This is a genomic window from Neptuniibacter caesariensis, from assembly GCF_000153345.1.
In the GTDB taxonomy this organism is placed as follows: Bacteria; Pseudomonadota; Gammaproteobacteria; order Pseudomonadales; family Balneatricaceae; genus Neptuniibacter; species Neptuniibacter caesariensis.
In genome coordinates, this window is record NZ_CH724126.1 from 747,786 (window position 1) to 760,344 (window position 12,559).

The following is a 12,559-nucleotide window of genomic DNA, read 5'->3' on the forward strand; positions in this document are numbered from 1 at the left end:
ATTGCTCCCTTTTTTATTTGTATTGTTTGCATTATTTTTGCTGAGTTGCCTCGAAAGCAGCTAGTTGTTCCGGTGTGGCTTTCGTCTGATATTTATCTTTCCAGCTATCGTACGACTCGCCATAGACAAGCTCTCTTGCTGCATCGTAGTCAACTTCCACACCACGCTTTTCTGCTTCAGCTTTATACCATTTGCTCAGGCAGTTGCGACAGAAGCCTGCCAGGATCATCAGATCTATATTCTGTACGTCTTTGCGGTTGTCCAAATGTTCTAGTAGGCGTCGGAATACTGCTGCTTCGATCTCATTTTGTTGTTGCTTGTCCATATTGGCTCCGCTTATCTAGCTCTCATGCTGGATATGTTCATCCAGTTGCTGGCATATTTCATTTTGTAATTGTTGGCATAGCTCAGGGTCTGATATGGGTAGACCCTGTTCATCAGTAATGAAGAAAAAGTCCTCGACACGCTCGCCAACACTGGCAATTTTGGCTTTACGTACTGACAGATTATGAGCAGCAAAAATGCCGCCAATTCTTGCCAGTAGGCCTGGGCGATCCGGTGTGATGACTTCCAGGACGGTTTGATGGGCGATCGCATCATTGCTAAGGAAAACCTGGGTTGGCGTAGCAAAAAGCTTCATTTGTCTAGGTACTCTTCTCTGAATGATTTCAGGGTAGTCATTCGGGTCGTCGAGTTCTTCTATCAGGCGTTGCTTGATGCTTTTCAGATGATCAGGGTTTTCAGACAGTGGGGTGTTGTCATCAGAAAGCACTGTGTAAGTGTTCAGAACTTCGCCGCTGTCGGTGACGATAATACGTGCATCCTGAATATTCAGATGTAACTGATCCATAGCCGCCACCGTTGCGGCGAACAGGTTCTTGATGTCAGCACTGTAGATAAAGATCTCAGTCGCCCCTTCGAACACCCGATGCGAGGTTTGTCGAATGAGTACCAGTGGCTCGTCTGGGTTCAGGTGTTCAAGAATTGCTTTAGTGTGCTCCGAGATGCTTTGGGCGGTTTCCCTCAGGAAATAGTCATCCCCTATGCTGGACCATAGCTTCTCAATATCATCTCCGTTGACGCCCTGGCGCTGTAATAAAACCAGGGCTTCATTCTGGATCTGCTCTATGCGGTCTTCTTTGTTGATTGGGTTCTCAAGCCCGCGGCGTAATGCGCGTTTGGTATCGGTGTATAGTTTGCGCATTAACGTCGCTCGCCAGCTGTTCCATAGGGAATGGTTAGTGGCGTTGATATCAGCAATAGTCAGAACATAGAGATAATCAAGATGAACGACGTCGCGCACTTGTTGAGCAAAAGTGTGGATAACTTCAGGATCAGAAATGTCCTTACGCTGTGCGGTCATCGACATTAGCAAATGGTTTTCAACCAGCCATGAAACCAGATGTGTATCCCATTTTCCTAAATAATGGCTTTGGCAGAACTCAATCGCATCGACGGCTCCTAGCTCGGAATGGTCTCCGCCACGGCCTTTAGCAATGTCATGAAATAGACCGGCGATATAAAGCAACTCTATTTTAGGCAGTTGATTGACTATGCGGTGGCAGATCGGGAACTCTTCGCGGTAATCATTGTGCCTAAACTGACGGCATTTCTGGATGACCTTCATAGTATGCGCGTCGACCGTATAGATATGGAAAAGGTCGTGCTGCATCTGGCCTATGATGCGCCCAAACTCAGGCAGATAACGCCCAAGAATCCCGTAACGGGTCATTCTTTTGAGTTCGGTTGAAACGCGCTCAGGGGAGCGGAGTAGCTCCATAAACAGGCTGGTGTTTCGGATGTCTGAGCGGAATTCATCATCGACCTTATGCCGGTTGTCGCGAATAAGTCGGATGGTTGAAGCGCGTACGCCCTTAATCTGCGTGTTCTGCGCGAGTAGGACAAATAACTCCATCAGCGCGAAAGGGTGGTGCTCAAACACAGTTTCATATGTGACTTCTAGGAAGTCGTTATGGATCTGGAAACGATTGTTGAGAGGAACGATTACTTGCTCTTCATCGGCACGTAAAATCGCTTCATCAAAGTGCTGGAGAAGCATGTCGTTAAATTCCGACATGGCCATGGCTATACGGTAATACTTAGCCATGAATTGCTCTACGGCAAGTTTTCCCTCTTCATCTTCGTAACCGAAAAACTCTGCAAGCGAGCGTTGATGATCGAATAAAAGGCGATCTTCCCGGCGTTTGCAAAGCATGTGCATTGCATAGCGTACTGACCAGAGATACAGCTCGCCTTTGTTCAGGATATCAAGCTCTGTTTCTGTTAAGAAACCGTCGGATACCAGATCACGGATATAGGTAGAACCAAAATGGCGTTTAGCGACCCAGCCGATAGTTTGCAGATCGCGAAGCCCACCGGGAGAGTTTTTAAGATTAGGTTCAAGGTTGTACTCGGTATTATTGGTCTTCTGGTGACGACCTTTCTGTTCTTTTAGTTTGGCGATAAAGAACTCTTTATCTGTCCAGGCGCCCTCAGATGTGACCATCTCGTACATGCGAGTATGTAACTGATCATTGCCGTTTAGGGTCCGGGATTCGATCAGATTAGTCGCGATCGTTATATCGTTTTGCGCTTCTTTGTAGCATTCGCTCAGGTTGCGAACGCTAGAGCCGATATCGAGATTAATATCCCATAAGAGTGTCAGGAAGCCGCTTATAGAATCATGAAATGATTCGGGTTCGATACTGTCATCTAAAAGGATCAGTAGATCGATATCAGAGTGGGGGTGAAGTTCACCTCGGCCGTAACCACCGACAGCAATCAGGGCAATCTTATCCAGTGGCCATGAAAATTGTTCCCAGGCTACCTGAAGCAGGCGGTCAATTTCCCAGGCTCGGCCATAGATAAGTTTCCTTATGTCTTCCCCATTCTTGAAACGTTCATCAAGCTCTTCCCTGATTTTTGTCAAAGCGGCTTTGTAAACCGGAATGGCAGACGGTGCATTGCTGAGTTCTTCGCGAAACTCAGCAATATTGATGATCTCTTCTTCTGCGAGTTGCTGTAGTAATGTGTTCGGCATAAGGTGAACTTTAAATATCTACTCTGCTTTGCCTATGCGTTCGATGCTGTCATCTGAACGATAGGTAAGAATTTCATAACCATCTGCGGTTACTAGAATTGTGTGCTCCCACTGTGCTGATAGTCGGCGATCTGACGTTTCAACTGTCCAGCCATCTTTCTTGGATAATTTAACTTGCCGTTTTCCGGCATTAATCATCGGCTCGATGGTAAAGGTCATCCCTTCTTCCAGAATTTCACCCGTGTCAGCTTTGCCATAATGAAGGACTTGTGGTTCTTCATGGAATTCAGCTCCAATCCCATGGCCGCAGTATTCACGAACAACCGTATAGTGATTTTGTTCTGCGTAAGTTTGAATGCTATGGCCAATATCACCTAAGCGAGCGCCCGGTTTAACCAGTCGGATGCCGCGGTACATGCACTCAAGGGTGATATCTACAAGGCGTCGTGCGTGGGGTAATTCTTTACCAACAAAAAACATCTTACTGGTATCGCCGTGATAGCCATCTTTGATAACCGTGATGTCTATATTGATAATGTCGCCATCTTTCAGCTTTTTGTCGTTGGGAATGCCATGGCACACCACCTGGTTTACTGAAGTGCAGATTGATTTGGGAAAACCGTGATAGTTAAGTGGTGCTGGGATAGCATTCTGTTTATCAACGATGTAATCGTGGCAGATTTGATTTAATTCGTTTGTGGTTACACCTGGCTTCACGTATGGCTCAATCATTTCGAGTACTTCGGCGGCTAATTTGCCGGCGAGGCGCATTTTTTCGATCTCTTCAGGTGTCTTGATTTTGATGCTCATAAGTGGCCAGTTGTTCCTGTGATTCTGCTTTTACCCATGCAAACTGCATGGATACGTAGTTTCAATTAAAACTGATTGTAGCAATCCTCTGTAGTGAAGATAAATAGGCTTTATATTATTGGTTGATTATGGTATAAATCCGCGCTCAATTTGCGTAAGCAAAAAATACATATCACACACGTTCCGTCACAATGCTCAGGGTGCCTTCGGGTTGGGTGTTGGGGGTCGTGGAGGTTTAACCCAATTTTAGGAAATACAATGGCTAAAATTACTATGCGTGACCTGCTTAAAGCAGGCGTTCACTTCGGTCACCAGACTCGTTACTGGAACCCAAAAATGTCCAAGTTCATTTTTGGTGCTCGTAACAAGATCCATATCATCAACCTTGAGCACACGCTGCCAGCACTAAACGGTGCGCTGGATAACATCCAGAACATGGCTGCGAACAAGAACAAGGTTCTGTTTGTTGGTACTAAACGTGCAGCTAGCAAAATCGTTAAAGAAGAAGCTAGCCGTGCGGGCATGCCTTACGTAAACCATCGCTGGTTGGGTGGTATGCTGACTAACTACAAAACTATTCGTCAGTCTATCCGTCGTCTGCGTGATCTGGAATCACAGAGCCAGGACGGTACTTTCGAAAAGCTGACTAAGAAAGAAGCTCTGATGCGTCAGCGTGAAATGGAGAAGCTGGAACGTTCTATCGGCGGTATCAAAGAGATGGGTGGTCTGCCTGATGCTCTGTTCGTTATCGATGTAGATCACGAGCGTATCGCTGTAAACGAAGCGAACAAGCTGGGTATCCCAGTAATCGGTGTTGTTGATACAAACAGCAACCCTGATGGTGTTGATGTTGTTATTCCAGGTAACGACGATGCGCTACGCGCTATCCAGATTTACGTTAAGTCTGCTGCAGATGCTTGCCTAGAAGGCACTGAAGCAACTGCTGGCGACAAAAACGAATTCGTTGAAGTTGAAGAGAATCAGGCTGCGGCTGAGTAATCTAACTGTCAATTCAGTTAGTTATTCTCTTTGACAATAGAGGGGGCCTGGCCCCCTTTTTTGGATTTTTTGATTAACCCGTGACTATTTTATAGGGGTATCCGATATGGCGAACATTTCCGCTGCAATGGTTAAAGATCTGCGCGACCGTACTGGTCTGGGCATGATGGAGTGTAAAAAAGCACTTAAAGAAGCTGGTGGCGACATCGAAAAAGCGATTGAAGAGCTGCGTAAAGCTTCTGGTATGAAGGCTGCTAAAAAAGCAGGCCGTACTGCAGCTGAAGGTGTTGTAGTTGTTAAAGTTGCTGACGATAGCAGCTACGCTGTAGCAGTAGAAGTTAACTCTGAGACTGACTTTGCTGCACGTGACGAAGGCTTCCTGGCTTTCGCAAATGTTGTTCTGGACAAAGCGTTTGCTGATAAAGCAACTGACGTTGAAGCGCTAATGGCTGGTGAATTGAACGATGCGCGTGATGCGTTGGTTCAGAAAATCGGCGAGAACATCGGCGTGCGTCGCGTATTCCTGGTTGAAGGTGGCGTTGTTGGTGCTTACGTACACAGTAACAACAAAATTGCTGCGCTTGTTCAGCTTGATGGCGGAAACAACGAAACAGCTAAAGACATCGCTATGCATGTTACTGCTGTTAACCCACAGGTTGTTAACAAAGAAGATATGCCTGCTGAAGTTGTTGAGAAAGAGAAAGAGATCATCCTGGCTCAGCCTGATATGGCTAGCAAGCCTGCAGAGATTGCAGAGAAGATGGTTACTGGTCGTATCAACAAGTTCCTGGCTGAAAATAGCCTGGTAGAACAAGCATTCGTTAAAAACCCTGATCAGAAAGTGGGTCAGGTTGCTAAAGATGCTGGTGCTACAGTTACATCTTTCACTCGTATTGAAGTGGGTGAAGGTATTGAAGTTGAAGAAGTTGACTTCGCTGCAGAAGTTGCTGCTCAGCTGAACGGCTAAGTTGTTGTAAAGCCTTTCGATTGCGCATGTTCTGCATGCGCAATCCCCCCTTTTCCTGCTACACTCTCCTGATCTCAAATTCTGCGGAGATATACGGATGCCATCTACCGAAAAACAATCCAAATATAAACGAATTTTACTTAAGCTTAGCGGCGAAGCGCTTATGGGCGAAGAAAGCTTTGGTATCGACTCTAATGTGCTGAATCGTATGGCGCTAGAGATTGGTCAGCTCGTCGGTATCGGTGTCCAGGTGGGCATGGTGATTGGTGGCGGAAACTTGTTCCGCGGTGCGGCTTTGAATGCCGCTGGTTTGGATCGAGTGACTGGCGATCACATGGGTATGCTGGCGACGGTTATGAATGCGCTTGCTATGCGTGATGCGCTGGAAAGAAGTAATATCAATACGCGTGTCATGTCCGCTATTCCGATGAGCGGTGTTGTAGATCATTATGATCGACGCAATGCTATGCGCTATTTGAATCAAGGTGATGTTGTGATTTTTGCGGCAGGTACCGGTAACCCATTTTTTACTACAGATTCTGCTGCTTGCCTTCGTGGTATCGAAGTGGAAGCGGATGTTGTGCTAAAAGCGACCAAAGTTGACGGTGTGTATACTGCCGACCCTGTTAAGGAGCCAACTGCACGACGTTATCGTCATCTGAATTATGACGAAGTAATTGAACAGCAGTTAGGTGTGATGGATCTGACAGCGATCTGTCTGACCCGTGATCATAATATGCCTGTTCGGGTTTTTAATATGAATAAACCAGGTGCTCTCGCCAACCTAGTGGTAGGTGGTGATGAAGGGACCCTGATTGATTGCAGTGAAACGGTTGGAGAAAAATATGCTGAATGAAATTACTCAGGATGCTACCGAGCGCATGCAGAAGAGTGTGGAAGCGCTGGTAAACAACTTTAAAAAAATTCGTACAGGTCGTGCGCATCCAAGTATCCTTGAAGGCATTCAGGTATCTTATTATGGATCTGATGTGCCGCTAAGTCAGGTTGCGAATATCTCTGTTGAAGACGGTCGAACTCTGTCCATCGTGCCATGGGAAAAGCCAATGGTGCCAGTGATTGAAAAAGCGATCATGACTTCTGATCTGGGCTTGAATCCAGCGACTGCTGGCGAAAACATTCGTGTACCAATGCCTCCTCTAACTGAGGAAACACGTAAAGGTTATATCAAGCAGGCGCGCGCAGAAGCTGAAAATGCTCGTGTTGCCATTCGTAATATTCGCCGTGATGCAAATGGAGATCTAAAGGATCTTCTTAAGGAAAAGGAAATTACTGAAGATGATCAGCGCCGCGGTGAAGATCAGGTTCAGAAAATTACGGATAAGCATGTTGCGGAGGTTGATAGCCTTCTGGAACAAAAAGAAAAAGATCTAATGGAAATCTGATCAAATGCGGCACTGTGAAAGTGCCGCTGGTTTTTGCTCATGTCATCAGAAAATCTATCGACTGAAAATGGACTTAAGATCCCCCGGCATATTGCCATCATTATGGATGGTAATAATCGTTGGGCAAAGGAGCGTCGTTTGCCTGGCCTGGCAGGTCATAAAGCCGGTGTCGACTGTGTTCGTTCAGTAATTGAAGGCTGCATGGAAATGGGAGTCGAGGCGCTTACCCTGTTTGCATTTAGTTCGGAAAACTGGAAAAGACCTCCTTTGGAGGTAAAAGGATTGATGGAGTTGTTTAAACTGGCTTTGGATCGCGAAGCGAAAAAGCTGGTTAAGAATAATATTCGGTTACGAGTAGTTGGTGATAAAACAGCATTTAGTTCATCTCTTCAGGCTAAGATAGAGAAGGTGGAAGGGATGACGCAGGATTGTGATGGGCTGCATTTGAATATCGCGGCAAACTACGGGGGGCGCTGGGATATAGTTTCGGCAGCTCAACGATTGGCAGAGCTATGTCAGTCAGGATCGATCCAGCCTGCAGATATTAATGAAACATTATTTGCACAAAACATATCCCTTGCTGATATTCCTGAGCCGGACCTTTGTATTAGAACGGGTGGAGAGCAGCGGATTAGTAACTTTTTAATCTGGCAGTTTGCTTATACTGAGCTGTTCTTTTCCGATGCATATTGGCCTGACTTTGATAAAGAACACCTTAAGAAAGCAGTTGTTGATTATTCGGGTCGACAGCGCCGCTTTGGCAAAACCAGTGAACAGGTAGAGGCTGAATCGAATGCTTAAACAGCGGGTTTTTACGGCAATCGTTTTAGCTCCTCTTGCTTTGTTGGGCGTCTTTGCGCTTCCTCTTTCCTCTTTTATCTATTTCCTAGATGCTGCAATTTTATTGGCAGCCTGGGAGTGGGCAAATCTTTCGGGCTACGATAAAGCCCTCAAACGCTATACATATGTTCTGATAATGGCGTTGGCTATACTGGGATTACACCTTTCTTACGCTGATCTTCCGGTAAGCTCCATTCTACTGGTTTCAGCATTTGCTTGGTTGATTGCACTCGTCTGGGTGATGCGCTATCCGCAGAGTGTAGGCTGGGCGCGCTCCTGGCAGCGAGCTTTGATCGGTTTTGTTGTACTTGTTCCCTGTTGGTTGGCTTTTGTTAGTATGAAAGCTTCTGACAATGGTGAGCTATTGATATTGCTTCTGTTTTTACTTGTATGGGGAGCTGATGTTGGGGCTTACTTTGCAGGAAAACGGTTTGGGCGCAATAAGCTGGCCCCTCATGTAAGCCCGGGTAAAACCCGAGAGGGTGTTTATGGTGGCTTGTTCAGTACGGCTATAGTGGCTATTGGTTATGCCATATACAGTGGTTTTGAAGCTTCTCAATTGATCATGCTGCTGGGCTTAGCTGTTTTGACCGGGGTTGTGTCTGTGCTTGGTGATCTGTTCGAGAGTATGTTGAAAAGACATCGTGGGATTAAGGATAGTAGTCAATTGCTTCCTGGGCATGGTGGTATTCTTGATCGAATTGATAGTCTAACCGCAGCATCTCCAGTGTTCGTGCTGGGAATGCAGTATTTGATAGCAAGTTAAATTTAGTATGGATCTGCTGCATACAATTCTTGCGACAATCATAACCTTAGGGATTTTGGTAACAATCCATGAGTGGGGGCATTACTATGTCGCACGCCGTTGCGGTGTGAAGGTGCTTCGATTCTCGGTTGGATTCGGTAGCCCCCTCTTTAGTCGTGTTGGTAAAGATGGCACTGAATATGTCATTGCGGCTATTCCTTTGGGTGGTTACGTTAAGATGCTGGATGAGCGAGAGGGTGATGTTTCGCCGGAGCTGTTGGATCAGGCATTTAATCGCAAACCCGTTATTCAGCGTATAGCTATTGTTGCTGCTGGCCCTCTTGTTAATCTTATATTTGCTGTATTTGCATACTGGATTATGTATGGATACGGCATTTCTACCGTTGCTCCAGTGGTGGGAGGGGTTGCTGATAATAAACCAGTATCCTCCTTGGCTATTCCCTTTCCTGGGGAAATTGTCAGTGTTGATGGCTTTAAGACCGGTACCTGGGATGATGTTAACTTGCGGTTGGCTGCCCGGGTCGGCGAAAGTGGGGTGATTTCACTTGAGGTTAAGCCTGAAGGAACTACGTTAGCTGAGCAATATGAAGTTCAGATCTCTGAGTGGGAGATTGATGTTGATCGTGAATCGCCAGTAAGTGCGCTTGGATTGAAACCTTGGCGTCCCCATCAGCCTGCGGTCATAGCTGAACTTTCTCCTGAAGGGCGAGGTAAGCAGTCAGGTCTGGAGATTGGCGATCAGATTATTAGTGTCGATGGCACTGAGATCGAAGATTGGGCGGCTTTTGTGAAGATTGTTCAGGCTAGTCCGGAGACGTTGCTCAATCTGAACATTAAGCGTGGTGGTTTGCTGCTTGATATCCAGTTGCGTCCTGAGGCGAAAGAAGGAAAAAATGCAGTCCAGTACGGCTTTGTCGGCATCGGGGCGCAAGCGGTAGGCTGGCCTGAGCAATATAAGCGTACCGTTAAGTATGACTTAATAGCCGCTGTTGGTAAGTCTGTAGAAAAAACCTGGCAGATGATTGCCCTGACTTTGGATTCAATCTGGAAGATGATTGAAGGGGTTATCTCGGTAAAAAACTTGAGTGGGCCCATAACCATTGCTAAAGTGGCGGGTGCCCAAGCTTCGGCAGGTTTTGAGTATTATATTAGCTTCCTGGCTTACTTAAGCATTAGTTTAGGTATTTTGAATCTGTTGCCGATACCTGTGCTAGATGGTGGGCATCTACTTTATTATTCAGTTGAGCTGATAACAGGTAAGCCTGTAAGTGAGAGGCTGCAAGTGCTTGGGCTCAAAGTTGGAATGGCACTGCTACTCTCGTTGATGTTTGTGGCTTTGTTTAATGACTTTATGCGGCTGTAAAAACACTACGGCTTTACGAATTTATTACGGAAAAAGAAGTACTTCATGAAACGCAGCATTGGTCTTCTGTTAGCACTAGTGATCTGGTCCAGCGTGGCTCAGGCAAACAATTCGTCTTTTGAGATTCAGGATATTCGTCTGGAGGGATTACAGCGTGTATCCCCTGGGCTAGTGTTCCGTAACTTTCCTATTACTGCGGGTGATCAGGTCAGTTCAGCTGCTCTTGCAAAAGCAACCAGAAAGCTATTTAAGACTGGTTACTTCGACGATGTGAAGCTTTCCCGTGATAACGGTGTGCTTGTTTTGAAGCTGCTGGAGCGCCCCTCTGTAAGTCTTATTCGTATTGAAGGTAATGATGTTATCGAAACTGAAATGCTGCTCGAGGGCTTGAAGCAGGGTGGTCTTCAGGAAGGTGATGTATTCAAACGAGCAACATTGGAATCCATTAAACAGGACCTGGTTCGTGTTTATGCCTCGCAAGGCCGTTATGGTGCGTCTGTAACTACTGACGTAGAAACATTACCGGGTAATAGGGTTGCACTTAATATCGATGTTGCCGAAGGTCAGATTGCTACCATACAGCACATCAATATAGTGGGTAACACTGTATATACGGATGAAGAACTTAAAGAACTTTTCTCCCTGAAATTACCTCATTTCTGGTCGTTCTATAAAAAAGATGATCGTTACGCTCGCCAGAAGTTATCAGGTGATCTTGAAAAGCTTCGTTCGTACTACCTAGATAGCGGGTATGCCAACTTCTCTATCGATTCAACGCAAGTATCTATTACCCCTGACAAGAAGAATATTTTCATTACTGTTAATGTTACCGAAGGTGAGAAACATACTATTCGCGCTGTAGATATAGCGGGCGAAATGGTTGTCCCTGAAAATCAGTTAATGGAGACAGTGCGAGTTGAGGAAGGGCAGACTTTTTCTCGTAAGCTTATTGTTGAATCACAAGATGCACTAGCTACAACAATTGGTAATGCCGGTTATATGTTTGCCAATATCTCACCAGTTCCAGAGGTTCATGACGATAATACAGTAACGGTTAAATTCTTCCTGGATCCTGGTAAGCGTACCTATGTACGAAGAATAAATATTAGTGGAAATACCAGGACTGCTGATGATGTGATTAGGCAGCATTTGAAACAGATGGAGTCTGCTGTTGCATCAAACGAGATGATTGAACAGTCTAAAGTGCGTTTAGAAAAAACGGGTTACTTTAAGTCTGTGAATGTCGAGACTACCTCTGTTCCTGGAAGCGATGATTTAGTTGATGTTAGTTACGTTGTGGAAGAACAGCAGTCAGGTTCGTTTTCGGCAAGTCTCGGTTTCTCTCAGAACTCAGGTATTATTCTTGGTTTCAATCTACAACAAGATAATTTCTTAGGTACGGGTAAGAAGGTGGGTGTTGGGATCTCTAATAGTGATACCTTAACCGAGTATTCTTACAGCTATGTAGATCCATATTATACAGTTGATGGCGTGAGCCGCGGTTTCAGTCTGTATTATCGTGAGCGAGATTTTGATGAAGATAACACCAGTGCCTTCTCTACCGATGAGATTGGTGGGGGAGTGAACTTTGGTTATCCGATCGATGATTATCAGCGTCTGAACTTTGGTTTGAATCTAGAGCAGGTGTCGATTAATACCAATGCAACTGAGACCCCGGCTGAGATTAATCAATATATTGCAGATGAAGGTAACGACTATTTTAATATGATTCTGCGTTCGACCTGGACGGATAATCATCTAAATAGAGGTTTCTTCCCAACAAAAGGTTATTCGCATACAGCGTCACTTGAATTGGGCTTGCCTGGTAGCGATTTGAGTTATTACAAAGCCTCATTTAATACAAAGTACTACCGTCCGCTGGATGACAATCGAAATTGGGTACTTTCTTTGAGAGGCCGTTTTGGTTATGGAGGGGAGTTAGGTGGTAACGAGTATCCATTCTATAAGCATTTCTTTGCAGGAGGCCTGAAAACTGTACGAGGCTTTGAACAGAATTCGCTTGGGCCTAGAGATTCTAAAAACGATCCATTTGGTGGTGATGTACTTATAACAGGCGGTGCGGAATTTATCTTCCCTACTCCATTTGTTAAAGACCAGTCAGGTTGGAGAACCTTGTTATTTGTTGATGCCGGGAACGTATTTGATACGCAGTGCTCATCTGCATCAATTGCTGGTAATTGCGAAGAGGGTATCAAACTGGATGAGCTTAGATACTCTGCTGGCTTCGGATTAAGCTGGTTGACGCCAATTGGTCCTCTATCGTTTGCGATAGCGGCACCTCTTAATGACAAGTCTGGAGATGAAACTGAAGTATTCCAGTTCGCACTGGGTCAAACGTTCTAAGGGATTA

11 protein-coding genes are annotated in these 12,559 nt (G+C 45.5%); 8 read left to right on the plus strand and 3 right to left on the minus strand.

Features of this window, described 5'->3' with window-relative positions:
- Positions 1-31 precede the first annotated feature (31 nt).
- Genes MED92_RS13185 through map form a run of 3 tightly spaced genes read right to left on the minus strand, consistent with a single transcriptional unit; the run spans position 32 to position 3,850 of the window.
- Complete coding sequence (locus MED92_RS13185; RefSeq protein ID WP_007022056.1) at positions 32-325, minus strand: DUF1244 domain-containing protein; 294 nt, start codon at positions 323-325, stop codon at positions 32-34.
- Positions 326-340: 15 nt separating this feature from the next.
- Positions 341-3,040 (minus strand): [protein-PII] uridylyltransferase, encoded by a 2,700-nt coding sequence (locus MED92_RS13190; protein ID WP_007022057.1) that lies wholly within the window; start codon positions 3,038-3,040, stop codon positions 341-343.
- An 18-nt stretch (positions 3,041-3,058) separates the two neighbouring features.
- Positions 3,059-3,850: a type I methionyl aminopeptidase gene (gene map, locus MED92_RS13195; protein WP_007022058.1), complete on the minus strand. Its 792-nt coding sequence runs from the start codon at positions 3,848-3,850 to the stop codon at positions 3,059-3,061.
- Between the two features lie 258 nt (positions 3,851-4,108).
- Between map and rpsB the strand changes: the two genes are divergently transcribed.
- The 8 genes from rpsB to bamA all read left to right on the plus strand — a co-directional run bounded on the left by rpsB (position 4,109) and on the right by bamA (position 12,552).
- Entirely contained in the window at positions 4,109-4,849 is a 741-nt protein-coding gene (gene rpsB / locus MED92_RS13200) for a 30S ribosomal protein S2 (RefSeq protein ID WP_007022059.1), read from the plus strand.
- Between the two features lie 106 nt (positions 4,850-4,955).
- The gene (gene tsf, locus MED92_RS13205) at positions 4,956-5,816 is read left to right on the plus strand and encodes a translation elongation factor Ts (RefSeq protein ID WP_007022060.1); all 861 of its coding nucleotides are present in this window, start codon (positions 4,956-4,958) and stop codon (positions 5,814-5,816) included.
- A 97-nt stretch (positions 5,817-5,913) separates the two neighbouring features.
- Positions 5,914-6,672, plus strand: coding sequence for a UMP kinase (gene pyrH, locus MED92_RS13210; RefSeq protein WP_007022061.1), 759 nt, complete (start codon positions 5,914-5,916; stop codon positions 6,670-6,672).
- A complete protein-coding gene (frr, locus tag MED92_RS13215; RefSeq protein WP_007022062.1) occupies positions 6,662-7,219 on the plus strand; it encodes a ribosome recycling factor in 558 nt (185 codons plus the stop codon). Before pyrH ends, frr begins: the two co-directional genes overlap by 11 nt.
- 39 nt (positions 7,220-7,258) lie before the next feature.
- On the plus strand, positions 7,259-8,020 hold the full coding sequence (gene uppS / locus MED92_RS13220) for a polyprenyl diphosphate synthase (protein ID WP_007022063.1): 762 nt from the start codon (positions 7,259-7,261) through the stop codon (positions 8,018-8,020).
- Positions 8,013-8,825 (plus strand): phosphatidate cytidylyltransferase, encoded by an 813-nt coding sequence (locus MED92_RS13225; protein ID WP_007022064.1) that lies wholly within the window; start codon positions 8,013-8,015, stop codon positions 8,823-8,825. The genes uppS and MED92_RS13225 overlap by 8 nt, the downstream gene beginning before the upstream one ends.
- Before the next feature lie 7 nt (positions 8,826-8,832).
- Positions 8,833-10,188 (plus strand): sigma E protease regulator RseP, encoded by a 1,356-nt coding sequence (rseP, locus tag MED92_RS13230; protein ID WP_007022065.1) that lies wholly within the window; start codon positions 8,833-8,835, stop codon positions 10,186-10,188.
- Positions 10,189-10,233: 45 nt separating this feature from the next.
- On the plus strand, positions 10,234-12,552 hold the full coding sequence (gene bamA / locus MED92_RS13235; RefSeq protein WP_007022066.1) for an outer membrane protein assembly factor BamA: 2,319 nt from the start codon (positions 10,234-10,236) through the stop codon (positions 12,550-12,552).
- Positions 12,553-12,559: the final 7 nt, after the last annotated feature.